Source organism: Curtobacterium sp. L1-20, from assembly GCF_048755855.1.
Classification (GTDB): domain Bacteria; phylum Actinomycetota; class Actinomycetes; order Actinomycetales; family Microbacteriaceae; genus Curtobacterium.
On record NZ_CP151473.1, the window covers coordinates 492,166 to 516,884 of the forward strand.

Annotated in this window: 23 protein-coding genes and 3 tRNA genes; 14 read left to right on the plus strand and 12 right to left on the minus strand. The window is 71.1% G+C overall.

Annotated features, from left to right (window positions below; genetic code table 11):
• Positions 1-72: 72 nt before the first annotated feature.
• The 3 genes from AAEP86_RS03825 (at position 73) to AAEP86_RS03835 (ending at position 2,420) form a co-directional block, all read left to right on the plus strand.
• Positions 73-146 (plus strand) — tRNA-Ile (locus tag AAEP86_RS03825).
• Positions 147-189: 43 nt separating this feature from the next.
• Positions 190-262 (plus strand) — tRNA-Ala (locus AAEP86_RS03830).
• Between the two features lie 64 nt (positions 263-326).
• A complete protein-coding gene (locus tag AAEP86_RS03835) occupies positions 327-2,420 on the plus strand; it encodes an acyltransferase family protein (protein ID WP_420369217.1) in 2,094 nt (697 codons plus the stop codon).
• A gap of 79 nt (positions 2,421-2,499) precedes the next feature.
• Here the strand turns inward: AAEP86_RS03835 and AAEP86_RS03840 are convergent, their stop codons facing one another.
• A complete protein-coding gene (locus AAEP86_RS03840) occupies positions 2,500-3,075 on the minus strand; it encodes a hypothetical protein (RefSeq protein WP_420369218.1) in 576 nt (191 codons plus the stop codon).
• Positions 3,076-3,190: 115 nt separating this feature from the next.
• Here AAEP86_RS03840 and AAEP86_RS03845 point away from each other — a divergent pair, with 115 nt between their 5' ends.
• Entirely contained in the window at positions 3,191-3,730 is a 540-nt protein-coding gene (locus tag AAEP86_RS03845) for a peptidylprolyl isomerase (protein ID WP_070417461.1), read from the plus strand.
• Between the two features lie 8 nt (positions 3,731-3,738).
• Positions 3,739-4,599 carry a rhomboid family intramembrane serine protease gene (locus AAEP86_RS03850; protein WP_420369219.1) on the plus strand — a complete coding sequence of 287 codons (861 nt, stop codon included), beginning with the start codon at positions 3,739-3,741 and terminating at the stop codon, positions 4,597-4,599.
• A gap of 364 nt (positions 4,600-4,963) precedes the next feature.
• On the opposite strand, the gene AAEP86_RS03855 is transcribed toward AAEP86_RS03850, so the two are convergent.
• Positions 4,964-5,218, minus strand: a complete 255-nt coding sequence (locus AAEP86_RS03855; RefSeq protein ID WP_079237606.1) for a cell division protein CrgA — start codon at positions 5,216-5,218, stop codon at positions 4,964-4,966.
• Between the two features lie 81 nt (positions 5,219-5,299).
• Between AAEP86_RS03855 and AAEP86_RS03860 the strand changes: the two genes are divergently transcribed.
• Positions 5,300-5,944, plus strand: coding sequence for an aminodeoxychorismate/anthranilate synthase component II (locus AAEP86_RS03860; protein ID WP_420369220.1), 645 nt, complete (start codon positions 5,300-5,302; stop codon positions 5,942-5,944).
• Between the two features lie 252 nt (positions 5,945-6,196).
• Here AAEP86_RS03860 and pknB read toward each other — a convergent pair whose 3' ends face one another.
• The 7 genes from pknB to AAEP86_RS03895 all read right to left on the minus strand — a co-directional run bounded on the left by pknB (position 6,197) and on the right by AAEP86_RS03895 (position 15,378).
• On the minus strand, positions 6,197-8,032 hold the full coding sequence (pknB, locus tag AAEP86_RS03865) for a Stk1 family PASTA domain-containing Ser/Thr kinase (RefSeq protein WP_420369221.1): 1,836 nt from the start codon (positions 8,030-8,032) through the stop codon (positions 6,197-6,199).
• Between the two features lie 117 nt (positions 8,033-8,149).
• On the minus strand, positions 8,150-9,910 hold the full coding sequence (locus AAEP86_RS03870) for a protein kinase domain-containing protein (protein WP_420369222.1): 1,761 nt from the start codon (positions 9,908-9,910) through the stop codon (positions 8,150-8,152).
• A complete protein-coding gene (locus AAEP86_RS03875) occupies positions 9,907-11,361 on the minus strand; it encodes a peptidoglycan D,D-transpeptidase FtsI family protein (RefSeq protein WP_420369223.1) in 1,455 nt (484 codons plus the stop codon). The genes AAEP86_RS03870 and AAEP86_RS03875 overlap by 4 nt, the downstream gene beginning before the upstream one ends.
• On the minus strand, positions 11,358-12,794 hold the full coding sequence (locus AAEP86_RS03880) for an FtsW/RodA/SpoVE family cell cycle protein (protein WP_420369224.1): 1,437 nt from the start codon (positions 12,792-12,794) through the stop codon (positions 11,358-11,360). Before AAEP86_RS03880 ends, AAEP86_RS03875 begins: the two co-directional genes overlap by 4 nt.
• A complete protein-coding gene (locus AAEP86_RS03885; RefSeq protein ID WP_420369225.1) occupies positions 12,791-14,143 on the minus strand; it encodes a Stp1/IreP family PP2C-type Ser/Thr phosphatase in 1,353 nt (450 codons plus the stop codon). The genes AAEP86_RS03880 and AAEP86_RS03885 overlap by 4 nt, the downstream gene beginning before the upstream one ends.
• A 6-nt stretch (positions 14,144-14,149) precedes the next feature.
• Positions 14,150-14,701: an FHA domain-containing protein FhaB/FipA gene (locus AAEP86_RS03890; RefSeq protein WP_420369226.1), complete on the minus strand. Its 552-nt coding sequence runs from the start codon at positions 14,699-14,701 to the stop codon at positions 14,150-14,152.
• Entirely contained in the window at positions 14,698-15,378 is a 681-nt protein-coding gene (locus AAEP86_RS03895; protein ID WP_420369227.1) for an FhaA domain-containing protein, read from the minus strand. The genes AAEP86_RS03890 and AAEP86_RS03895 overlap by 4 nt, the downstream gene beginning before the upstream one ends.
• A gap of 87 nt (positions 15,379-15,465) precedes the next feature.
• On the opposite strand from AAEP86_RS03895, the gene AAEP86_RS03900 reads away from it, so the two are divergent.
• Positions 15,466-15,552 (plus strand) — tRNA-Leu (locus AAEP86_RS03900).
• Positions 15,553-15,676: 124 nt separating this feature from the next.
• Here the strand turns inward: AAEP86_RS03900 and AAEP86_RS03905 are convergent.
• Both AAEP86_RS03905 and AAEP86_RS03910 read right to left on the minus strand, forming a co-directional pair.
• Positions 15,677-16,114 (minus strand): hypothetical protein, encoded by a 438-nt coding sequence (locus AAEP86_RS03905; protein ID WP_420369228.1) that lies wholly within the window; start codon positions 16,112-16,114, stop codon positions 15,677-15,679.
• An 81-nt stretch (positions 16,115-16,195) separates the two neighbouring features.
• Positions 16,196-17,731, minus strand: a complete 1,536-nt coding sequence (locus tag AAEP86_RS03910; protein ID WP_420369229.1) for a helix-turn-helix domain-containing protein — start codon at positions 17,729-17,731, stop codon at positions 16,196-16,198.
• A 93-nt stretch (positions 17,732-17,824) separates the two neighbouring features.
• On the opposite strand from AAEP86_RS03910, the gene gabT reads away from it, so the two are divergent.
• The 4 genes from gabT to AAEP86_RS03930 all read left to right on the plus strand — a co-directional run bounded on the left by gabT (position 17,825) and on the right by AAEP86_RS03930 (position 21,579).
• Complete coding sequence (gene gabT, locus AAEP86_RS03915; RefSeq protein ID WP_420369230.1) at positions 17,825-19,249, plus strand: 4-aminobutyrate--2-oxoglutarate transaminase; 1,425 nt, start codon at positions 17,825-17,827, stop codon at positions 19,247-19,249.
• Positions 19,246-20,613, plus strand: coding sequence for a flavin monoamine oxidase family protein (locus tag AAEP86_RS03920; RefSeq protein WP_420369231.1), 1,368 nt, complete (start codon positions 19,246-19,248; stop codon positions 20,611-20,613). The genes gabT and AAEP86_RS03920 overlap by 4 nt, the downstream gene beginning before the upstream one ends.
• 110 nt (positions 20,614-20,723) lie before the next feature.
• Positions 20,724-20,882 (plus strand): hypothetical protein, encoded by a 159-nt coding sequence (locus AAEP86_RS03925; RefSeq protein ID WP_420369232.1) that lies wholly within the window; start codon positions 20,724-20,726, stop codon positions 20,880-20,882.
• Positions 20,883-20,895: 13 nt separating this feature from the next.
• Entirely contained in the window at positions 20,896-21,579 is a 684-nt protein-coding gene (locus tag AAEP86_RS03930; protein WP_420369233.1) for a DUF6766 family protein, read from the plus strand.
• Positions 21,580-21,591: 12 nt separating this feature from the next.
• On the opposite strand, the gene AAEP86_RS03935 is transcribed toward AAEP86_RS03930, so the two are convergent.
• The gene (locus AAEP86_RS03935) at positions 21,592-21,762 is read right to left on the minus strand and encodes a hypothetical protein (RefSeq protein ID WP_420369234.1); all 171 of its coding nucleotides are present in this window, start codon (positions 21,760-21,762) and stop codon (positions 21,592-21,594) included.
• Positions 21,763-21,848: 86 nt separating this feature from the next.
• On the opposite strand from AAEP86_RS03935, the gene AAEP86_RS03940 reads away from it, so the two are divergent.
• The 3 genes from AAEP86_RS03940 to AAEP86_RS03950 all read left to right on the plus strand — a co-directional run bounded on the left by AAEP86_RS03940 (position 21,849) and on the right by AAEP86_RS03950 (position 24,718).
• The gene (locus AAEP86_RS03940; RefSeq protein ID WP_420370442.1) at positions 21,849-22,448 is read left to right on the plus strand and encodes an SDR family NAD(P)-dependent oxidoreductase; all 600 of its coding nucleotides are present in this window, start codon (positions 21,849-21,851) and stop codon (positions 22,446-22,448) included.
• A gap of 543 nt (positions 22,449-22,991) precedes the next feature.
• On the plus strand, positions 22,992-23,735 hold the full coding sequence (locus tag AAEP86_RS03945) for an alpha/beta hydrolase (RefSeq protein ID WP_420370443.1): 744 nt from the start codon (positions 22,992-22,994) through the stop codon (positions 23,733-23,735).
• 161 nt (positions 23,736-23,896) lie between these two features.
• The gene (locus AAEP86_RS03950) at positions 23,897-24,718 is read left to right on the plus strand and encodes an SDR family oxidoreductase (RefSeq protein ID WP_420369235.1); all 822 of its coding nucleotides are present in this window, start codon (positions 23,897-23,899) and stop codon (positions 24,716-24,718) included.
• Position 24,719 lies beyond the last annotated feature (1 nt).

A 24,719-nucleotide genomic window follows, 5' to 3' on the forward strand; every position in this document is an offset into this window, starting at 1 on the left:
CCCGGCCGGATGAGGGTCGACCGCTCGATTTCGTTCTGCGAGACGGGTACGGTAGGCTTTCATCCGGTCTGAGGGGCTATAGCTCAGGCGGTTAGAGCGCTTCGCTGATAACGAAGAGGTCCAAGGTTCAAGTCCTTGTAGCCCCACACTGCACGAATCCCATCTGACCCTCTGCACGCAGAGGGCTGCGGGGCCTTAGCTCAGTTGGTAGAGCGCCTGCTTTGCAAGCAGGATGTCAGGAGTTCGATTCTCCTAGGCTCCACTCCAGCACTCCGGTGCAACCTCGTTGGGGGAACGAGTTGAGCAACGACGTCCAGACTCGCCAGGTGCGAGCCCGGTTCCCCGAGATCCAAGCGCTGCGGTTCGTCGCGGTCGCGGGTGTCCTGCTCTACCACCTGTGGCCCAACCGACTCCCCGGTGGCTACGCCGGCGTCGACGTCTTCTTCGTCATCTCGGGCTTCCTGATCACCGCGCACCTGTCGCGCGAATGGACCACGACCGGGCGGATCCGCCTCGGACGCTTCTACGCCCGTCGTGCCCGTCGGCTGCTGCCCGCCGCGCTCCTCGTGCTGACGGTGACGGCGGTGGCGTCGTGGGTCCTGCTGCCGGTCCGCGTCCGGGAGCAGGTGTTCCACGAGGTGACCGGGGCGGCGATCTACGTCGAGAACTGGGTGCTGGCGGCGAGCTCGGTCGACTACCTCGCCCAGAGCACCGACGTCGCGAGCCCGGTGCAGCACTACTGGTCGCTGTCGGTCGAGGAGCAGTTCTACCTCGTCTGGCCGGTCCTGATGATCCTGGCCGGCTGGCTCTCCACGCTGGTGCTGCGCCGGCGCGGGCGGCGCAGTGCCGGGGGACCGTCGACGGCACGGCCGGCATTCGTGGTCGCCCTGAGCGTGGTGTTCGTGGTCTGCCTGGTGCTCAGCGTCGTCCAGACGCAGCACGATCCGGGGCCGGCGTACTTCGCGACGCAGACCCGGGCGTGGGAGTTCGCCGCCGGCGGCCTCCTCGCACTGGTGCTCCGCCGGTCGGAACGGTCTGCGCACCTGCGGGCAGTCGGGTCGTGGGTGGGGTTCGCCACGATCGCGGGTTCCTTCCTCCTGTTCACCGCGGCGCTGCCGTTCCCCGGGTGGATCGCGGTCGTGCCGGTCGTCGGCGCGCTCCTCGTCATCGCCTGCGGTGACCCCGAGACGCCGGACGCACCCGGGATGCTGTACCGCTGGCGCCCCGTGCAGTGGGCCGGCGACGTCTCGTACTCGCTGTACCTCTGGCACTGGCCGCTCGTGGTGCTCGTCCCGGCCGCCACCGGCACCGCCCTCGGCACCCGGGCGAAGGTCGCGATCCTCGTCGCGTCCGTGCTCCTCGCGGCCGTCACCAAGGTCGTCGTCGAGGACCCCGTGCGGAGCCGTCCGTTCCTCGCCGACCGGCCCGCGCGCTGGACGGTCGTCGCGGTCGCCGCCTCCCTCGTCCCCGTCCTGGTCGTCTCGACCGTGGCCTCGGCCGATGCCGGACGGCGGATCGATGCGGAGCGAGCGGCAGCGGCGGCGTTCCTGGCGCGCGGCGACGAGTGCGTCGGCGCCGCGGCGGTCGTCGGGACGGACTGCCCGACGACACCGGCCACGAGCGTGCTCCTGCCGGGTCTCGACGCAGCGCAGACGGACGACGTGAACACGCCGGCGTGCTGGAGCAGGAACACGGAGTCGGCGGTCAAGGTCTGCGGGCACGGTCCGGCGCCGGACGCGGCGGCGCTGACGGTCGCGCTCATCGGGGACTCGCACAGCAACCAGTACCTCGCCGCCCTCGAACGGCTCGCCGACGAAGCGCACTGGCACGTGGACGTCTACGGCAAGAGCGGCTGTGCGTGGACCTCGGCGGTGCAGGAGGACGCTCCCGACTGGGTCAGCCGGTGCGAGTCGTGGAAGCGCAGCCTGCAGGGGGAGCTGGCGGTCCGGAAGCCGTACGACGTGATCCTGACCAGCTACCAACGACAGTCGCCGTTCGTCGAGCCGGAGCGGGGGACGCGTGAGCAGTCGATCGTCGACGGCTTCGTCGACACGTGGAGCCGGCAGACCGCCCGGGGGACGAAGGTGGTCGCGATCCGCGACAACCCGGGGACGCGCGACGACTACCTGACGTGCGTCGAACGGCACCTCGACACCGACCCCGGTGCTGCCTGCGCCGTCCCACGGACCGACGCCCTCGGGACCACGGACGCGCAGGTCGCTGCCGTCCGAGCCGTCCGGGGCGCATCACTGCTCGACCTGACCGACCTGATGTGCGGGCCGGAGGCCTGCGAGCCGGTGGTGGGGAACGTCGTGGTCTACCGCGACCCGCGGCACCTGACGTCGACGTTCACCCGGAGCCTGGCGCCGATGATCCGGCAGGGCGTGCTGCACGAGACAGGCCTGACCGAGCGGCGGTGACCACGCAGCGCCGGAGAACGGCGCCGGGCACGACGACGGGCCCCGGCCGGAGCCGGGGCCCGTCGTACGAACCGGGAGGTCAGGCGGAGGGCTTCTCCGCCGTGTCGGCGTCGTCGGCGACCCAGAGGTCGTCGTCGGCGCGGAGCGTCTGGTAGGCGGCGTAGGCAGCACCCGCGACCGCGACCACACCGACCACGATCAGCGCGACGCCGCCGAAGCCGATGCCCTTCTTCTGCGAAGCCGGCACGTACTTCGCCGCGGCCTTCTTCGCGCTCTTGCTCTTCTTCTGGGCGTTCTTCACGAGCTTCTTGACCCGCGGGTCCTTCGCGAGGTCGCCCACGCTCAGGACCGAGCCCGCCGTCGAGACCAGCCCGGGGATGACCTCGGTCTGGAAGCGGTGCGACGCGGTCTGGGCGGCGGACGTCGCAGCGTGGACGCCGGTGGCGACGGCCGGGCGCACCCCGTTGTCGATCGCGTTCTGCACACGGGGGGCGATGTCCTTGCGTGCGGCGTCGGCTGCGTGTGCACGCGCCTCGGCCAGGATCTCGTTCGCGTGCTCGAGGACCTTGCGCTGCTCGCCGAGGAGCGAGGCGGTCTTGCCCTTGAGCTTCTTGATCTGCTTCCGGCGCTTGCGCGGCAGTTCGATCGTCGTCATCTGGTACCTCCATCGGAACGGCGTTGCCCCATCCTGCCACCAGGGCACCTGACAGGTCACGGAGCCGTCCCTGTGCGTCTCGTCCACGCACAGCCGCACATGCGAGAATCGGAACATGTCTCTGCACACTGCTGTCGCAACGATCCACACGAACAAGGGCGACATCCGCGTCAACCTGTTCGGCAACCACGCTCCGAAGACCGTCAAGAACTTCGTCGACCTCGCGACGGGCAAGCAGGAATGGACCCACCCGGGCACCGGCAAGGTGTCGACGGACAAGCTCTACGACGGCGTGGTCTTCCACCGCATCATCAAGGACTTCATGATCCAGGGCGGCGACCCGCTCGGTCAGGGCATCGGTGGCCCCGGTTACCGCTTCGACGACGAGATCCACCCGGAGCTCACGTTCCAGAACCCCTACATCTTCGCCATGGCGAACGCCGGCATCCAGGGCGGCCGCGGCACCAACGGTTCGCAGTTCTTCATCACCACGGTGGCGACACCGTGGCTGCAGGGCAAGCACACCATCTTCGGCGAGGTCGCGGACGACGAGTCCCGTGCCGTCGTCGACGCGATCGAGGGCGTCGCCACGGACGGCCGTGACAAGCCGCTCGAGGACGTCGTCATCCAGAGCATCGACGTCGAGGACGTCTGAGCCACCACGTGAGCGATCCGGCGTACAACCCGAACACCTGCTACCGGCACCCCGATCGGCAGAGCTTCGTCCTCTGCCAGCGGTGTGGACGGACGATCTGTCCCGAGTGCCAGACGCCGGCGGCGGTCGGGGTGCACTGCCCGGAGTGCGTGCGCGAGCAGCGTGCGCAGTTCTCGGAGAAGCGCCGGGCGAACGGCCCCAGCGGGATCACCGTCGCCCGGCGCCGCTTCGCCATGCTCGACCAGAAGGCGACGGTCGTCATCGTCGTCGTCTCGGCCGTGCTGTGGCTCCTCAACCAGGTCAGCGGCGGGTACGTCAACGCCTGGTTGAGCTTCTGGACCCCGCTCGCGGACACCCAGCCGTGGCGTCTCGTCACCGGCCTCTTCGTGCACTCGTCCTTCTTCCACATCCTCTTCAACATGTGGGCGGTGTGGATCTTCGGACGGATGCTCGAGAACATCCTCGGGACGTGGCGGTTCCTCGCGCTGTACTTCCTCGCCGGGCTCGGCGGTGACCTCGCGGTCGCGCTGCTCAGTCCGGGGACGCAGGTGGTCGGTGCCTCCGGTGCGATCTTCGGGCTGTTCGCGGCCTTCTTCGTCATCCAGCGGAGCCTCGGCTACAACGCGGTCCAGCTCCTGGTGATCATGGGCCTCAACCTCATCGTCGGGTTCCTGCCGGGGACGAACATCTCGTGGCAGGCACACGTCGGCGGGATCGTGCTCGGGTTCATCACCGGGTTCGTGTTCTCCAAGACGCGCAACGTCCGCCAGCGGGGACTGCAGATCGGTCTGCTCGTCGCCGAGGCCGTCGTGCTCGTCGGCGGGATCGTCGCCGTGTCGGCCGGCCTGCAGATCGGGCTCGGCATCTGACCTGCAGGGCACCCGCTCCCAAGCTCGACCACGAACGCCCCGTCGCTCCCCGCGGCGGGGCGTTCGTCGTCCCACGACCATGGACGGGCGGACCCCCACCGAGATTCCACAGGGGTCGAAGCAGTTGTCCACAGGTGTGGATGGATCGGTGAGTTACACGCATGTGATTATCCCCACTGTGGAATCCGCTGTGGATAACTCCGGGGCTGTGGTGTGGACAGTCGTGTGGAAAGTGTGGAGAACTGTGGAGAAGCGGTCCCGAGCTGGGGAGACCGGGGACGACGGGCGCCGGTACTTGTGGAGAACGACGACGCCCGCCGTACCGAACGGTACGACGGGCGTCGATGGGAGCGGAGCGGTGCGGCTACCGCCAGCGGGTGGTCATCAGGAAGCCGACGAACATGATGCCGAAACCGATCAGGATGTTCCAAGAGCCCAGCGACGGCACCGGCAGCGTGGTGTTCGAGATGTAGAAGACGATCACCCACGCGAGCCCGATGAGCATGAACCCGAACATGACCGGCTTGAACCAGACGGGGTTGGGCTGGTCCCCCGCGGTGTCGACCGAGTCGGCTCGGGTCCTCCGGGCGGGCTTGGTGCGGTCCTTGTCCTTGGCCATGGCCGGTATCCTACCGTGACCGCGTGTGTGGGAAGACTCTCAGACCGCTGCACACATCCCCCACGAGTACGGTGGAACGCCATGACCAGGATCCTCGTCGTCGACAACTACGACAGCTTCGTGTACACGCTGAACGGCTACGTCCAGCAGCTCGGTGCCGACACCGACGTGGTCCGGAACGACGCCTTCCCCGAGTCCGAGATCGCGGACCGGATCGCCGACTACGACGGTGTGCTGCTCTCGCCCGGTCCGGGGACTCCTGCCGACGCCGGTGTCTCGATCGCCACCGTCCACGCGGCGATGCACGCGGACACGCCCCTGCTCGGCGTGTGCCTCGGCCACCAGGCCATCGCTGAGGCACTCGGCGCGACGGTGACCCATGCCGAAGAACTCATGCACGGCAAGACCTCGCAGGTCGACCACGACGACAGTGCCCTCTTCGCCGGGGTCCCGCACCCCTTCACCGCGACGCGGTACCACTCGCTGGCCATCGTCGACGGCACCGTGCCCGACGAGCTGACCGTCACCGCCCGGACCGGTGGCGGCGTGATCATGGGTGTCCAGCACCGCGAGCACCCGGTGTACGGCGTGCAGTTCCACCCGGAGTCCGTGCTCACCGAGGGTGGCTACCGGATGGTCGGCAACTGGCTCGAGACGACCGGCCTCGCCGGTGCCGCTGAGCGTGCCGCCGACCTCAACCCGCTGATCGCCGCGCACCGTCCCTGAGGAGCTTGCTGCGCCGCGGCGGATCTGTCGCGACGAGCCTGCGCCGTCGACGCTCACCGGAGCGCGGGGACGAACCTGCGCGGCCGGCGCCCGCGTGGGGACGCGCCTGATCCGTCGAGACGCGCGTGCGCTCCTGGTACGCAGCTGCAGCACCGGGGCACAGCTCCTGGCCGGAGTCGCACCTGCTGATCGGGCGTGGTGCCCCGGACGGTTCAGCGAGTACGGCTGGACCCGCCGACTCTCGCTCGTGCGTCAGCCGTTGTCGCCGCCGCCGTTGTCGTTCCCGCCGCCGTTGTCGCCGCCGCCGTTGTCGTTCCCGCCGTTGTCGTCCCCACCGGGTGCGGCCGGCTGACTCGGCTGCTGGGCCGGCGCGGCGCAGTAGGTCAGCACGACGGTGCTCTTCTGCGCGATGTCGCCAGCCGGAGCGTTCTGCTGCGTCACGGTCCCATCCGTGCAGGCGTTCGTCGGCGACGCGGTGACGGTGAGGCCGAGGGCGGCGAGGGTGGCCCGCGCCGTCTCGAGCGGTTGCTGCGTGACGTCGGGCAGGTCCACCTTGCCGTCCGAGACGGTGAGGTTCACCACCGTGCCCTTGACGTGCTGCGTCGCGCTGGCTGGGTCGGAACTCATCACGGTGCCGCCCGGGACGTCCGGCGAGTGCTCGGAGTTCACGGCGCCGACCGTGAACCCGGCGGCCTTCAGGGTCTTCTCGGCCGCGTCCTGCGCCTGGTTCGTCAGGTCCGGGACGGACACCTGTTCCGGCCCGAGCGACACGACCACGCGGACGTCCTGGCTGCGTGCGACGTTCGTCCCCGAGCCCGGTTCCGTCCGGATCACCGTGCCCTTGTCGACGTCGTCGGAGTTCTCCTCGACCTTCACGGCGTCGAGGTCACGCTTCTCGAGCGCCGTCGACGCAGCGTCCCACGTGGCTCCGGCGACGTTCGGCACGCTCACCGAGGACGAGACCGGCGGCTTGCCCGGCTGCAGGTTGGCCACGAAGAACACGACCGCGACGATGACGGCGGCGGTCAGCAGGATGCCGACCCAGATCCACGCCACCGGGGGCCGGTTCTGCGTGCGCTGCGGACGGTGCTCGGCGGTGTCGTCGTCGAGCTCGCGGAACGCGACGGCCGGGTTCGACGTCGTCCGTGGGTTGACCCCGAAGAGCATCGTCGATGCGTCGTTCGCAGCGGCCTGGTGCAGCTTGCGCGTCGACGTCGGGACGCGGCCCGCTGCCGCCTGCTGCAGCTCCGTGCGGAACTCGGCGGCGTTCTGGTATCGGCGCGTGCGGTCCTTCACGAGGGCGTGGAGGGTCACAGCGTCGAGCGCCGGGGACACCGCCGGCTCGAGGGACGACGGTGCGACGGGCTGCTCGCTGACGTGCTGGTAGGCGACGGCGACCGGCGAGTCGCCGATGAAGGGGGCGCGACCGGTGAGGAGCTCGAACAGCACCACACCGCTCGAGTAGACGTCGGTGCGGGCGTCGACCGTCTCGCCGCGTGCCTGCTCCGGGGAGAAGTACGACGCGGTACCGAGGATCGAGGTGGTCTGTGCGACGGTCGCGGACGTGTCGGTGATCGCGCGCGCGATGCCGAAGTCCATGACCTTGACCTGGCCGGTGTGGGTGACCATGACGTTCGCGGGCTTGATGTCGCGGTGCACGACGCCGGCGCGGTGGGAGTACTCGAGCGCGGTGAGGATGCCCTCGGTGATGCGGACGGCTTCGTCCGGGGCCACCGGGCCCTCGTCGATGATGTCGGAGAGCGGCCGCCCGTCGACGTGTTCCATGACGATGAACGGCACCTGCACCTCGGCGCCGGAGGTCTCGGTGACGGTCTCCTCGCCGGCGTCGTAGACGCGGACGATCGTCGGGTGTGCCATGCGGGCCGCGGCCTGGGCTTCCTGCCGGAACCGCGTGCGGAACGCCGGGTCGTTGGCGAGGCTCGGCTTCAGCAGCTTGACGGCGACCTTGCGTCCCAGACGCGTGTCGTTGCCCAGATGCACAGTGGCCATGCCGCCCCGACCGATGACTTCACCGATCTCGTAGCGGTTGGCGAGGAGGGTGATCCCCGCGGTCACACCTTCTGGCACGTACTCCTCCGAATGTCCGTCCGGGCAAGTGTACGACAGCCGTTCCTGGTGGGACGCTGGCGACGGGGGCCCCGACCGAACCGTTACGCAACGGTGTCGCGAGCCCCCGTCCGAGGGTCAGTCCTGCGGCGCCTGACTCGGGTTGTTGCCGTCGGTCGGGTCGACCGTGGGCTCGCCGGTGGCCTGCCAGTCGTCGCTCGACGCCGGCTCGGACGCGGCCGACGCGGGGAGGTTCCCGCACGTGACCGTGTAGCTCAGCGACGCGGGCTGGCCGACGGCGTCGATCTGCACGGTGACCGAACGGTGGTCGGCGTCGAGCGTGCCGGAGGTCTGGCTCGAGCCGTCCTTGCCGCCGGTGATCGTGTACGCGTACGACGAGACCGTGTACCCCGTCGGGCACGTCGCGGCCGCCCAGCTGAAGGTGACCTGGCCGTCCGCGGACACCGCGCCCGGCGAGGCCGAGTTCGGCTGGTTGACGGTGGGCTGCGCCGTGTACTGCTGGATGACGACGAGCGACCCGGCGGCGAGGCTGCCGGTCGGGCTGATCGACTCCACGGTGTTCGCCTTGTCGGCGCTCGGGGCGGGGTCGCCGTCCTCGACGCGGGAGGTCAGGCCGGCCTGCGTGAGCTTGGCCTGCGCGTCCGTGACGGACAGGCCGACGTAGTCGGCGCTGTTCACGAGGACGCGGGTCTCGGTGGGCGTCGACTGGGTCGGCGACGGCGTCTCCGACCGGGTGGGCTCCGGCGAGGACACCGACGAGGCGGACTTCGTCGGGTCGGGCTGGGCGTCACCGGTCAACGCGAGGGCGGCGATCACCCCGCCGATGACGAGGACGGCGATGACGCCGACGAGCCACCAGATCCACGCGCGCTTCTTCTTCGGCTCCTCGTCCTCGCCGTCGATCGGCGACCCCGGGGTGCGGGGACCGCCCGCGACGGCACCCGCCTGGGTGGTGCCGATGAGTGCGGTCGCGGCGTCGTTGCCCTGCCCCTGCGGCGGGTTGAACGCCACCGTGCCGGCACCGGCGATCGCCGGCACCGCGACGGTCGCCGCTGCGACGTCGCCTCGGCGGAGCGCCTGTGCGGCGCGCGCGAGGTTCGCAGCGGTGGCGGGGCGGTCGGCGGGCTTCTTCGCGATGCAGGACATCACGAGGGCGGACACCGGCTCGGGGATGTCACCCGGCAGGGCCGGCGGCTGCTCGTTGATGTGGGCCATCGCGATCGCGACCTGCGACTCGCCCGTGAAGGGACGGCGTCCGGCGAGCGACTCGTACGCGACGATGCCGAGGGAGTAGATGTCCGTCGACGGCGACGCGGGGTGCCCGCTGGCCTGCTCCGGCGAGAGGTACTGGACCGTGCCCATGACCTGGCCGGTCGCGGTGAGCGGTACCTGGTCGGCGATGCGGGCGATGCCGAAGTCCGTGATCTTGACGCGGCCGTCCGGCGTGATGAGCAGGTTGCCGGGCTTGATGTCGCGGTGCACGAGGCCCACGGCGTGGGCGGCCTGCAGCGCGTTCGCGGTCTGCGCGACGATGTCCAGGACCTTGTCGACCGGGAGCGTGTGCTCCCGCTCGATCATGGTCGAGAGCGCCTCGCCGGGCACGAGCTCCATCACGAGGTAGGCGCTGCCGTCCTCCTCGCCGTAGTCGAACACGTTGGCGATGCCCTCGTGGTTGACGAGCGCAGCGTGCCGGGCCTCGGCGCGGAAGCGCTCGAGGAAGCCCGGGTCGCCGAGGTACTCGTCCTTCAGGATCTTGAGTGCCACGGTCCGGCCGATGACGAGGTCGGTGGCCTGCCAGACCTCTCCCATGCCGCCGATGGCGACCCGGGACGAGAGTTGGTACCGCCCACCGAAGGTGAGTCCGCTGGTGGGTCTCATTTGTTCAGCACCGCCTCCATGACTTTCTTCGCGACCGGGGCCGCGACCGTGTTGCCGACCCCGGACTGCCCGAGTCCGCCGCCGTTCCCGACGACGACCGCGACGGCCACCTCCGGGTCCTTCGCCGGGGCGAAGCCCGTGAACCAGAGTGTGTAGGGGTCGCCCGTGCCGCCCTCGGCCGTGCCCGTCTTGCCGGCGACGTCGACACCGTCGATCTTGGCATTGGTGCCGGTCCCGGAGCTGACGACGCTCTGCATCGCCTCGGTCAGGTCGGCGGACTCGGATGCCGAGAGCGGGTCGCTGTACTGCTTCGGCGAGAAGGACTCGACGGTCTTCAGGTCGCTCGTCGTGATCGAGTCGACGAGCGACGGCTGCATGACCTTGCCGCCGTTCGCGATGCCGGCGGACACCATCGCGATCTGCAGCGGGGAGACCCGGACGCTCGCCTGGCCGAACGAGCTGAGCATGAGCTGCGCCGTCGAGTCGACGTCGGGGTACTGGCTGGCGGTGGCACGCATCGGGATCTCGATGGCGTCGCCGAAGCCGTACTTGTCCGCCATGCTCTTGATCGCGTCGTACCCGAGCTTCTGCCCGAGCTCGGCGAACGGGATGTTGCACGAGTTCTGGATCGCGGTGCGGAGCTTCACCTTGTCGCCGCCCCCGCAGGAGCCGCCCTCGGCGTTGTTGATGTACGAGCTCGTCCCGGGGAGCTGCAGGCGCGAGGGGTTCGGGAACTCGGAGTCGAGCGTGTACTTCCCGCCCTCGAGCGCCGCCGACGCGACGATGAGCTTGAACACCGACCCGGGCGTGTAGAGGTCGCCGCCGTACGCGCGGTTCTTCAACGGGTGGCCGGCGGCCTGGTCGAGCGCGTTGAACTTCGCGACGACGTCCGCGGTGTCGTGCGACGTCAGCGTGTTCGGGTCGTAGGCGGGCTTGGAGACCATCGCGAGGATCTTGCCGGTCTTCGGCTGGATCGCGACGACCGCGCCGGAGTTGTCACCGAGGGCGTCGTACGCGGTCTGCTGGACCTTCGGGTCGATGGTCAGGTTGACGTTGTCGCCCTGGACGTCCTGACCGGTGAGGATCGCGTTGAGGTTCTGGAAGAACGAGGCGTCCGAGTTGCCGGACAGCACGGAGTTCTCGGCCGCCTCGATGCCGGCGCTGCCCTGCCCGATGGTGAAGTACCCGGTGACGGCCGAGTAGAGCTCGCCGTTCGTGTACTTCCGCTGGTACTGGTACTGGTCGTCCACGGCCGTCGACTCGGCGATCGGGCTGCCCTGCACGAGGATCGCCCCGCGCTTCGTGGAGTAGCTGTTGAGGATCGTCCGCGAGTTCCGTGGGTCGGCGCGGAGCGAGTCCGCTGCGAAGAACTGGATCGACGTCGTCGACACGAACAGTGCCACGAACATGAGCACGATGACGGTCGAGACACGGCGGAGCTGTCGGTTCATCGGGTGCGCTCCTTCACGGTCGCGCCGCGCCCGCGGGCAGCCGGGATCGCACCCTGCTGCACGCGCTGCTCGGCGGGGATGGCGTCGGTCAGGCGCAGCAGCATCGCGGCGATGATCCAGTTGGCGATGAGGGACGAACCGCCCGCGGCCATGAACGGCGTCGTGAGGCCGGTCACCGGGATGACCCGGGTGATGCCGCCGACGACGACGAACACCTGCAGGGCGATCGTGAAGCCGAAGCCGACTCCGAGCAACTTGCCGAAGTCGTCCTGCGCCATGAAGCCCACGCGCATGCCGCGGGAGGCCAGGATGACGAACAGCGCGAGGATCGCGAAGACGCCGATGAGCCCGAGTTCCTCGCCGAGCGATGCGACGATGTAGTCGGCGTTCGCGACGGGGGTCAGGTACGGACGACCCTGGCCGAGCCCGGTGCCGGTGATGCCGCCGCTCGCGAAGCCGAACAACCCGGTCACCAGCTGACCGCTGCCCTGCGAGACGCGGTTGTAGATCACGGGGTCGAACGGGTCGAGCCACTGCTCGAAGCGACCGTGCACGTACACGAGGGCGGACTGCGCCACGAGTGCGCCGCCGACGAAGAGCGCGAGTCCGATGACGACCCAGCTGACCCGGCCGGTCGCGACGTAGATCATCACCAGGAAGAGGCCGAAGTACAGCAGGGCGGTACCGAGGTCGCGCTGGAACACGAGGACGCCCATGGCTGCGCCCCACATGACCAGGATCGGCCCGAGGTCGCGGGCACGGGGGAAGGTCATGCCGAGGAACTTCCGGCCGACGATCGACAGCGAGTCGCGTGCGGTGACGAGGTACCCCGCGAAGAACAGCGCCATCGTGATCTTCGCGAGCTCACCCGGCTGGAAGGTGAACGAACCGATCTTGATCCAGACCCTGGCGCCGCCGACGTTCAGGCCGAGGCCCGGCACGATCGGCAGCAGGAGCAGCGCGATCGTCACGAACATGAAGATGTACCGGTACCGCTGCAGGAACCGGTGGTTCCGGACGAGCAGCAGCACGACGATGGCGGCCACCATGGCGAGCATCGTCCAGACCATCTGCTTGACGCCGAAGGCGGCCCACCCGAAGTGGTCGGCGTGGACGTCGATGCGGTAGATCTCCGCGATGCCGATGCCGTTCAGGGCGAGGGCGACGGGCAGGATGAAGGGGTCCGCGTTCTTCGCGACGACCCGGAGCACGACGTGCATGACGAGGGCGAGCCCGAGGATCCCCGCGCCGACCCACAGCGCCGACGTGTCGAACAGACGCCCCTTCGTGCCGAGCTGCACGAGGACCATCGCGCCGGCGCAGATGCCGCAGGCGATGACGAGGAGCACGAGCTCGAGGTTGCGGGCGCGTGCGGGCTCGCGCAGCTTGATCGTGATCGCCTGCGTGAAGGACTGCGCCGTGGCGTTGCTCATCGCTTCGCCCCCGGGGAGCCGCTGGCGGACGGCGAGCCGGACGGCGTCGGGGTCGGTGACGACGAACCGCCGTCACCGCCGGTGCCCGCCTGGTCCTGCCCGGTCTCGGCGGCCTTCCGCAGCCGGTCCACGATGTCGCGTGCGTCGTCGAGTGACTGCGCGTTGATGGTGGAGCGGACGTTCTCGCGGGTGTACTCGGGCAGGGACGACACCGTGACGTCGGTGTCCTCGTACACGTCGGAGAGCGCGATCGGCCCGATCGACTGCTGCACGCCCTTGTAGATCGCGACCGTCCCGCGGTCGGTGCCCACGTAGTAGTGGTCCTGGATGATGCGCCAGCCGAGGAAGACCGCCCCGACGAGCACCGCGACGGCCACCACGAGGGCGATCGTCCACGAGATCCGACGGCGGATGCGTCGTCGGCGGTCCTCGGCGATGAGTTCGGCGAAGAACTGGTCGGACTCCGGCTCGAAGTGCGAGTCCTCGGGGGCCGTCGTGACCTTGAGCGGGTGCAGCAGGATCGTGGGGAGGCGGATCGGCTTGCGGCCGGTCGACGCCTCGAAGGTCAGTGGTGCGGCCGCGGATCCGACGGTGGTGGCCGCGTCGTCGTCGTCGTCCGGTTCCGTGTCGGTGACGTCCATCACGACGACGGTCACGTTGTCCGGTGCGCCGTGGTCCAGCGTCTCCTTCACGAGGCGCTGCGTCACCTGGTTCGCGTCCATGTTCGACGCGAGGGCGTGGCGGATGCGTTCCTCGGCGAGGTACGACGAGAGGCCGTCGGAGCACAGCAGCCAGCGGTCGCCGGGCCGGATGTCCATGATCGCCGTGTCCACCTCGGGCGCGGCGTCGACGTCGCCGAGCACGCGCATGAGGACCGAGCGGCGCGGGTGGACCGCCGCTTCCTCCGGCGTGATGCGGCCGCTGTCGACCAGGCGCTGCACGAAGGTGTGGTCCGACGTGATCTGCTGCAGCTCGCCGTCGCGGTGCCGGTAGATCCGGGAGTCGCCGATGTGCGCGATCGCGATCTGGTCGCCGACCCGGATCATCGCGGACACCGTGGTGCCCATGCCGGTGAGCTCCTGGTGCTCGAACACCGTCTCGGTGATGAGCTGGTTCGCGGCGATGAGCGCCGACTGCAGCGCGAACTCGGCGTCGTGCGCCGACGGGAACTCGCGGTCGACCTCGCGGATGCGCCGGATCGCGATCGCGGAGGCGACGTCGCCGCCGGCGTGGCCGCCCATGCCGTCCGCCACCGCGAACAGGTGCTGACCGGCGTAGCCGGAGTCCTGGTTGTTCGCGCGGATGCGCCCGACGTGGGACACAGCGGCGCTCAGCGTACGAGCCGTCATCCGGGCTTACCGCCGCAGCTCGAACGTCGTCGTCCCGATCGTGATCGGCGTCCGCTCGGCGATGGTCACGGGAGCGGTCACCTTCTGACCGTTGACGAAGGTGCCGTTCGTGGACTCGAGGTCGGTGAGGAGCCAGCCCTCGGCACGCAGGTCGAGGCGGGCGTGGTTGGTGGAGGTGTAGTCGTCGCGGATGACCACGTTGGACTCGCTGGAACGGCCGATCGTGATCGGTCCGCCGCCGAGGGGCATCTCCATGCCCTCGCGCGATCCCTCGGTGATGACGAGACGGGTGGCGACCGGCATGGCGGACTGCTGCGCGCCTCCGGACGGACTGATGACGTCCGTGAAGGCACCGCCGGACGACGGGGCCGGCGCCGTTGCGGACGGCGCCGCCGGGGTCGTCGGGCCGGACGCGCCGGCCTTCGGATCCGTGGGGATGGTGCGCACGCGCTGACCGAAGAGGTCACTGCGCAGCGCGAAGACGATCACGAACACGAACAGCCAGAGCACCGCGAGGAACGCGAAGCGCAGGACGAGCAGGGTCAGCCCTGTGGTCACCTGGTACCTCCGTCGTTCTCGGGTATCACCCGGAACACCATACGGGTACGACCGATCTCGATCGTCGAATCCGGCTCCACGATCGCCTGTTGGAAGCGCTCGCCGTTCAGTTTCGACCCGTTCGTCGACCCGAGGTCGTTCGCCTGGGCGTGCTTGCCGTCCCAGATGACCTCGACGTGCTTGCGGCTCGTGCCGGTGTCCGCGACGGTGATGTCGGCGTCCGTGCCCCGACCGATCACGGTCCGCCCGCGCTGCAGCTTGTGGCGCTGCGAGCCGATGTCCAGCACCGCGACCCAGGCGACGTCGCGCTGCACCGTCGTCGAGTCGATCTGCAGGATCCCGGTGGACAGCGTGCCGTCCTGCCGGAGCGTGATGGTCACCGGCCCCGAGAACGAGTAGTTCTGCGCCACCGCGTGCTGCTGCACCCGCTGCGAGAGCTCGTCGATGAGGGGACGTCCGACGTCGTTCATGCGCGTGAAGTCCGGCGGCGCGAGGCGCACGGTGAACTCGTTCGGCACGAGGATGCGCTCGCGCGACACCACCGCAGCCTTCGTGTCGAGTTCTCGGCGGAGGGCGCTCGAGATCTCGACGGGCTGCACGCCGGAGCGGAAGGTCTTCGCGAACGCACCGTTCACGGCGCGCTCCAGCCCTCGCTCGAAGCTGTCCAACAGGCCCATGGGTCTCCAGTGTTCTCGGTCGCTGACCTTACGCATGGTAGTGGTTGGCATCTGGCAGCGTCTGTGCATGGTAGTGTTCTCGGGCTGGCGCGAGTGGCGGAATTGGTAGACGCGCACGGTTCAGGTCCGTGTGCTGGAAACGGCGTGGGGGTTCAAGTCCCCCCTCGCGCACCAGGCAAGGAAGAAGGCCCCCGGAGGAATCCGGGGGCCTTCTTCCGTTCGGGGGCCTTCTTCCGTTCGGCGGCACCGCGCCTCCGCCGCCGGATCATGGGGTTTAGCGCGTGCGCGCCAGGGGCGGTCAGTCGCGCGGGTGGTCCGCGCCCGGCCGGGAGGCGCGGCTCGGCCCCGGTGCGTCCGTCCGGCGGAAGAAGGGGCGTGCGCTGGGCACGAAGAGCAGGACCGCGGCGGCGACGGAGAGCGCGATGAGGAGCGTGGACCACCCGCCGTCGGTGATGCTCACGACCGCGCGCAGGGCGGCGACCGCGACGAGGACGATCCGGGCGACGGCCGAGCCACGGAGGAGCAGGACGACCGCCGCGGCCACCACCGCCCAGAGGACGAAGGACAGCGCGACCGCGAGGACCGCGCCGGTGCCCGTCAGCCCGGAGCCGGAGAGGGTCACGACCACGGTGGCGACGACGCCGAGCACCAGCCAGAGCGCCCAGAGGACGACGGCGACCGAGACGGCTCGTGGTCGTCGTGGTCGTGTCCGCCGGAGGTCGTCGGTCGTCGTCATGGCATCCCCGTCCCCGTCGCTCCCTGTGCGACGTGACGAGCGTACCGACTCGTCGTGCCGCAGATCAGGACGTCGGGGGCGTCAGGCACCGTCGACGACGAACGCCGCCCACAGGTCGGCGCGCGTCGCGAACCCCGACAGGTCCCGTCCCAGCAGCCGTCCCGCGTGCTCGATCCTGGCGCGCGCGGTGTGGCGGTGGACGCCGAGGGCCCGCGCCGTGCGGTCGTACTCGCAGTCCTGTTCGAGCCAGGTGCGCAGGGTGCGTGTGAGCTCGGCCCCGGTCCTCCGGTCGTGGTCCAGCACGGGGGCGAGGACGGCACGTGCGACCGGACCGGCGTCGGCCCCGACGTGGGCGAGGTGGGCGAGGACCCCCTCGCGGGCCAGGTCCTCGAACCTGGTGGTGCCCGGCGGTCCCGCACGGCGCCGGTCGAGCGCCGTCGTCGCTTCGGTCCTGGCGCGCCCGAAGGACCGGTACGAGGCGCTGTCCGAGAGCCCTGCACGGAGGTCGAACCGGGCGACGAGCTCGTCGAGGACCGCGGCGTCGTCGGCGCCGACGCAGACGACGAGCGCGTCGTCGACGGCGAAGAACAACCGACCCGGGCGCTCCTGCACCCACAGCTCGAGGAGGTCCACCACCGCGTCGAGGTCGCGCCCCGGCACGTCGAGCGCGGCGACGCGCACCGGTTCTGCGGGCAGCGGTCCCCAGACCTCGCGCGAGGTGCTGTCCGCGACACCGGGGTCGCCTCCGGAGAGCATCGTGAGCAGTCCGGTCCGCAGGAGACCACGGGCCCGCGCGAGCTCGCGGTTCTGCTGGAGCGCGAGGCCGGCCAGCGCGATGACCGCGGTGACGACCTCGCGTCCGGCCCGGTCGAGCGCACCGCCGTTCGCGATGGCCAGCACCCCGCTGAGGTGCCCGCCGCTGCCGAGTGTCTGCAGGGTGTACCCGGCACGGTGCCGCGTCGTGACCGGCAGGCTGGCCCGCTGTCCGGCGCGCAGCAGGCGCAGGGCCTCGGCGCGGAGCAGCTCGACGTCCTCCGCGGGGACGGCGCTCGCCGGGTGTCGGCGGTCGAGCCTTCCCGAGACGTCGAACAGGCCGACCCAGCTGTCCAGCTGCCGGGAGAGCTCGGCGAGGGTGGCGCCGAGGCCGTCCGGGCGCATGGCGGCGAGGGAGATCGCCCGCTGCGCCGCGAGGGCCCAGGCGTTCCGGGCATCGGCATCCCGCGCGGCCGCACCGGCGTTCGCCTGCGCGACGGCGATGAACGAGGTCTCGTAGGGCACCTCGAACAGCGGCAGCCCCTGCGTCGCGCAGGCGGTCACGAGTTCCGCGGGTGTCCCAGCGCGGACCACCTCGGTGCCGAACCCGAGGGCGACGACACCACGTGCCCGCAACCGCGCGACGTAGTCCTCGGCCACCCCACCGGCGACCTCGGGGACGACGCCGAACTGGGTACCCGTCGTGAGCAGCCCCTGCCCGTCCGACAGGAACGGCGTCGGGTCGGCGAGGTCGGAGCTGTGCAGCCACGACAACGGGGTGTCGACGGCGTCGTCGTCGGCGTCGGTGAGCAGTCGGAGGTGCAGGTCGGCTCGGTGCAGCAGCGAGCGCAGCGTCGCGGGCATGGAGCGAAGACTAGCCCCGGGGTCCAGGCAGACGGGCTCCGCTGTACACCACGGCCACCAGCGGGACCGCCGGACGGCTCCTACGATCGGCGCATGTCCTCCACCGCTGCACCCCTGACCAGGCCCGCGGCAGGCGGTCCGTCCCTGCCCCAGGAACGACGGCTCGTCACCGAGGTGCCCGGTCCGCGCTCCCGCGAGCTCCTCGCCAGGAAGTCCGCCGCGGTCGCCGCCGGCGTCGGCGTCGCGGTGCCGATCGCCGTCGTGGCCGCCGGTGGGGGCGTCGTCGTCGACGCGGACGGGAACTCGTTCGTGGACCTCGGCTCCGGCATCGCCGTGACGAGCGTGGGGAACGCGCACCCCGGCGTGGTCGCCGCCGTGCAGGAGCAGGTGGCGGCGTTCACCCACACCTGCTTCACGATCGCCGCGTACGACGGGTACGTGGCCGTCGCCGAGGCGCTCAACCGCCTGACGCCGGGGGACCACGAGAAGCGGACGGCGCTGTTCAACTCCGGCGCCGAGGCGGTCGAGAACGCGGTGAAGATCGCGCGCAAGCACACCGGTCGCCAGGCCGTCGTGGTGTTCGACCACGCGTACCACGGCCGGACCAACCTCACGATGGCGCTCACGGCGAAGAACCAGCCGTACAAGGACGGCTTCGGCCCCTTCGCCCCCGAGGTCTACCGCGTCCCGATGTCCTACCCGTTCCACGACGGGCTCTCCGGCCCGGCGGCGGCGGCGCGGGCGATCAGCCAGATCGAGAAGCAGGTCGGCGCCACGAACACCGCTGCGCTCCTCGTCGAGCCGATCCAGGGCGAGGGCGGCTTCGTCGTGCCCGCACCCGGGTTCCTCGCCGCACTGTCCGAGTGGACCGCCGCGAACGGCGTCGTGTTCATCGCGGACGAGGTGCAGACCGGCTTCGCCCGCACCGGCACGATGTTCGCGAGCGAGCACGAGGGCATCGTCCCCGACGTCGTCACCACCGCGAAGGGCATGGCCGGCGGCCTCCCGCTCTCCGGGGTGACCGGACGCGCCGAGATCATGGACTCCGCCCACGTCGGTGGCCTCGGCGGCACGTACGGCGGCAACCCGGTCGCCTGCGCCGCCGCACTCGCTGCGATCGACGCGTTCGAGCACGACGGGCTCGTCGAGCGCGCCGGGGCGATCGGCTCGATCCTGCTCGACCGGCTGCGCGCGGCGCAGGCGTCGGACCCGCGCATCGGGGACGTCCGCGGCCGCGGGGCGATGGTCGCGATGGAACTCGTCGACCCCGCCACCGGCGAGCCCGACCCGGGCACCACCGGTCGGGTGGTGCGGTACGCGTACGAGCACGGCGTGATCGCGTTGACCGCCGGCACCTACGGCAACGTCGTCCGGTTCCTGCCCCCGCTCGCGATCGACGACGCGCTGCTCGGGGAGGGCCTCGAGGTGGTCCTGGACGGACTCGCCGCAGCGGCCCCGGACCCGGTCGGCACGACGACCACCAGCACCGGCAACACGACGACGGGAGCAGCACGATGACCGAACGGGACGTCGTCATCGTCGGCGCCGGGGTGACCGGCCTGACCGCAGCGGACCGACTGGTCGCCGCGGGCCGGACCGTCGCCGTGCTCGAGGCCCGCGACCGCGTCGGCGGCCGCACCTGGACGGACGAGGTCGGTGGTGTCCCGCTCGAGATCGGCGGGCAGTGGGTCTCCCCGGACCAGACGGCGCTGCTCGAGACCCTCGACGACCTCGGCCTCGCCACCCACGACCGGTACCGCGCAGGGTCGAGCGTGTACGTCGACGAGCACGGCACCCGCACCGAGTACACCGGCGACGTCTTCCCGCTGCCCGAGGCGAGCGCGAACGAGGTCGAGCGGCTCGTCGCCGTGGTCGACGAGCACGTGGCACGGGTCGACCCGGACCGACCGTGGGAGACCCCGGGGGCGGCCGCACTGGACGAGACCAGCTTCCGTGCCTGGTTGCACTCCCTCAGCGCGGACCGGGTGGCCACGGACAACGTCGAGCTGTTCATCGCCGGCGCGATGCTGACCAAGCCCGCACACGCCTTCTCCGCGTTGCAGGCCCTGCTCATGGCCGCGTCGGCCGGCAGCTTCGCGAACCTCGTCGACCCCGACTTCATCCTCGACAAGCGCGTGGTCGGCGGCATGCAGCAGGTCGCGGAGCGCCTCGCAGCGCGGCTCGGCGCCGACGTGCACCTGGACGCGCCCGTGCGCACCCTCCGGCGCGACGACCACGGCGTGACCGCGATCGCCGACGGCGGGATCGAGATCAGGGCGCGGCAGGCGCTCGTCGCCGTGCCACCGCCGCTGTACTCCCGGATCTCCTACGAACCGCCCCTGCCCCGCCGCCAGCACCAGCTCCACCAGCACCTCTCGATGGGCTTCGTCATCAAGGTGCAGGCCGTCTACGACCGCCCGTTCTGGCGCGGCGCCGGCCTCTCCGGCACCGCGTTCAGCCCGTACGAGCTCGTCCACGAGGCCTACGACAACACGTCGCACGGATCGGAGCAGGGCACCCTCGTCGGCTTCGTCTCCGACGTCCACGCCGACGACGCGTTCACGCTCTCCGCCGAGGAGCGCAAGGCACGCGTCCTCGCCTCCCTCGCGCACTACTACGGCGACGAGGCGTTGCGGCCCGTCGTCTACCACGAGAGCGACTGGGGGACCGAGGAGTGGACGCGCGGCGCGTACGCGGCGAGCTTCGACCTCGGCGGTCTCGTGCGGTACGGCGCCGACCAGCGCGCGGCCGTCGGGCCGATCCGGTTCGCGTCGAGCGACCTGGCCGGGCACGGGTACCAGCACGTGGACGGCGCGGTCCGGATGGGCCGCGCAGCGGCCGCCGAGATCCTCGCCGCACTGCCGCAGCTCGCCGCCCGGTAGACCGGCACCGCGGGCGGACGGGAGGCGCGGTGCCGGCCCGCACCGCGCCTCCCGTCCGCCGTCCCGTCGCCTGGACGGGACCCGACACCGGTCCGCGTAGCGTCCCGGCCATGAGCGACACGACAGCAGACGGCAGCACCCAGGCCTCGGACGAGGACCTGCAGCGCACGGCGGACCTCGGCGACGGCTCGAGCACCGGCGACGCCACCGAGGACCCGGACCAGGACAGCGACGTGGACTCCGGCGGTGAGCCCGCCGACCCGCAGTAGGCCCCATCGGAGCATGTCCCGCAACCGTTCCCCGGAGTGGTCGTGGTGGCGTCGGAACGGCCTCTTCCTGGCGAACGCGGCGGTCTTCCTCGTCTGCTTCGCCGGGATGGTGGTGGCCGGGTGGCGCGTGGCCGACCACGACGCCGTCCTGCACGGGCAGGCGGTCGAGTCACTGTGGGGCTTCCTGCGCAGTGGCGACTTCGCCGAGGCGACCTTCGAGAACTGGGAGAGCGAGTTCCTGCAGATGGGCGCGTACGTGGTCCTGACCACGTTCCTGTTCCAGAAGGGCTCGAGCGAGTCCCGGTCGCTCGATGACGACGCGCCCCAGGACGCCGACCCCCGCTGTCGGTCGCACGACCCGCACGTGCCGTGGCCGGTCCGCCGCGGGGGCGTGGTCCTCCGTCTGTACGAGAACTCGCTCCTGCTGCTCTTCGCGGTGCTCTTCGGCGGCAGCGTGGTCGGTCACGTGATCGGCGGCGCAGCGGCGTACAACGAGGAGCAGGTGGAGCACGGCGCGTCGGTCGTGACCGCCTGGCAGTACCTGGGCACGAGCCAGTTCTGGTTCGAGTCGATGCAGAACTGGCAGTCGGAGTTCCTGGTGATCTCCGTCATGGTCGTGGCGACCGTGTGGCTCCGGCAGCGTGGCTCGAGCCAGTCGAAACCGGTGGCAGCGCCGCACGGAGCGACCGGCGGCTGAGGGCGCCCGGGTTCAGCCCAGCAGGCGCGCCGCCGCCGAGCGGGCCGCAGCCGCCCAGGGTCGCGACGGGTCGGCTTGTGCACTCGCCATCGCGCCGTCGTACAGCACGCACAGGCCGAGGGCGTTCGTGCCCGGGTCCGGGTCGCCCGCTTCCGTGAGCGCGGACTCGAAGAGCTCCCGCACCCAGGTCCGGTGCTCGAGCGTGACCTCGTGGGTGGGGTGGCCCGCTCCGTACTCCGCCTCGACGTTGATGAACGGGCGTCGCCTCGATCCGCGCTGCCGGCGGGACCGCCGACTTCGTGGCCGCGGACCTCCGCGACGAGACCGGAGCAGCAGAACTGGCTGCACGTGCCACGGAGCTCGGCGGCGGTCACGTCGACGTGCTCGTCAACAGCGCGGGCGTCTTCCCCTTCGGACCCACGGCTGACACCACCGAGGCAGGTTTCGACGAGGTCTTCGACATCAACGTCAAGGCGCCCTACTTCCTGGTCGCCGCGCTCGCTCCGGCGATGGCCGAACGGGGTGACGGTGCCGTCGTCAACGTCACGACGATGGTCGCCGAGTTCGGTGCCGCCGGCATGGGCCTCTACGGCGCCATCAAGGCGGCGCTCGTCCTCCTCACCAAGTCGTGGGCGGCGGAGTTCGGGCCGGCGGGCGTCCGTGTCAACGCGGTCAGCCCCGGACCGACCCGCACCGAGGGCACGGCGGCGATGGGGGAGAGCCTCGACCAGCTGGCCGCCGCCGGACCCGCCGGTCGACCCGGGACCGCCGAGGAGATCGCCGAGGCGATCGTGTTCCTCGCCACCGACGCCGCGTCCTTCGTGCACGGAGCGGTGTTGCCGGTCGACGGCGGGCGCATCGCGGTCTGACGTGCGCTGGGAGCGGCGGGGAAGACCCTCAGCCGGGGCGCCGAGAACGCGAGGTCGTTCTCGGCGCCGCTCCGTACGATCCCCCCGTCGCGACCGGCACCGAGCCGGTCCCCGCACGGACGAGGACGACCGATGACCCGGACAGCAGTGACCCGTGATCGCCCCCGCCTGCTGCTCGTCGCCGGGGTGGTGACGGGCCTCGTGCTCGGGGCCGCGGGGGGATGGGGCGTGGCGCACGCGGTCGACGCCCCGGGACGGTCCGGCGGTCCCGGTCGGTCGGTGAGCGCGGAGTCCACCAGCACACCGGTCCGTCGGGCGTCGGCGTCGGCTGTCCCGTCGCCCGCGTCCACCTCGGGTGCGCCGGCCCCCGTCGCGGTGTCGGGATCGGGGATCCCCGCCTCGGAGGCTCCCGGACGGGGTCCGGCGCCGGCGAGCGTCGACCTCGCCACGAGCTGGGTCGCGCCGACCGACATGCCGGCCGAGGGTCGGCTCCTCCAGGTCGTGATCCCGGCCACCAGGTCGCACTTCGCAGCGCGGCCGGCACTGCTCTGGCTCCCGCCGGCAGCGCTCACCGCGGACCCGCCTGCGCTCCCGGTCGACCTGCTGCTGTCCGGACAGTCCAGCGGCGCCGGACCGCAGGACGTGGCGGACGCCGGGCACATCGAGCAGACGATGGACGCGCTCGCCACCGTCGACCGCGGTCTCGCCCCGATCGTCGTGGTGCCGGACCAGCTCGGACCGCGTTCGGCGAACCCGATGTGCGTCGACGGGGCGCTCGGCAACAGCCGGACCTGGCTCACCGAGGACGTCCCCGCGTGGGTGACGAGCCACCTCCGCGTGCAGACCGCGCCGTCTGCGTGGACCATCGGCGGGTTCTCCCAGGGCGGGACGTGCGCGATCCAGCTCGGCGCGGGCGATCCGTCCCGGTTCGGGAACCTCGTCGACGTCTCCGGAGAGCTCGGCCCGTCCCTCGGCAGTGCGTCCCGGACGATCACCGAGGGGTTCGCCGGTGACCGCGCCGCGTGGGCGGCCGCCCAGCCCGCAGCCCTGCTCCGCGCCGGTGCGCCCTTCCGCGCGACGAACGCGTTCTTCGCCGTCGGCGCGCTCGACCACACCTACGGCCCGGTGATGCCCGTCGTGGTGCGGGACGCCCGAGCGGCGGGCATGCACGTCGCGACCTGGGTCGTGCCGGGTGGACGCCACAGTTGGGTCACGGCGCGTGCGGCGCTCGCCGCCGGGCTGGACTGGATGCAGTCGCGCGTCGGGCTGGCGCCGTCGGCCGGGTGATCCGGGGGTCACCCCGGACACCGGTGTGCCGGCCGTGGACCGCGTCACCGCCGGATCGTCCGGTCCCGGTGGTGTCCGCTTGCCGCACGCCGTACCCGGACCTGCAGGCGCGCCACGGCAGCGGGGCGTTGGCTGCTCGGGTCACGACCACAGGAGGACACATGAGCAGCAAGACCTGGTTCATCACCGGAGCGTCCAAGGGCTTCGGACGCGAGTGGGCTGAGGCCGCACTCGAACGCGGTGACTCGGTCGCCGGCACCGCCCGCAACCCGGACGACGTGCAGGACCTCGTCGAGCAGTACCCGGACACCTTCCTCGCCCTGCGGCTCGACGTCACCGACCGGGACGCGGACACCGCTGCCGTGCAGCAGGCGGCGCAGCACTTCGGGTCGCTCGACGTCGTGGTGAACAACGCCGGGTACGGCCACTTCGGCATGGTCGAGGAGCTCACCGAGGACGAGGTCCGCGCACAGCTCGAGACGAACCTGTTCGGTGCGCTCTGGGTGACGCAGGCGGCACTGCCGATCATGCGGGAGCAGGGGTCCGGCCACATCGTGCAGGTGTCGAGCATCGGCGGCATCAGCGCCTTCCCGACCGTCGGCGCGTACCACGCGTCCAAGTGGGCGCTCGAGGGGCTGTCGCAGGCCCTGTCGCAGGAGGTCGCCGGCTTCGGCATCCACGTCACGCTCGTCGAGCCGGGCGGGTTCTCGACCGACTGGTCCGGAGCGTCGTCGAAGCACAGCGAGGAGGACCCGGCGTACGCGGCCGTCCGCGAGGCGGCGTCGAAGCGTCCGTCGGCCGCCGACCCGGGCAAGCCCGAGGCGACGCGGTCCGCGATCCTGAAGGTCGTCGACGCCGAGCAGCCGCCGCTGCGGGTGTTCTTCGGCAGGGCACCGCTCGGCATCGCCGAGAAGGACTACGAGTCCCGTCTGGCGACGTGGCGCGAGTGGCAGCCGGTCGCCGAGGAGGCCCACGGCGCCTGAG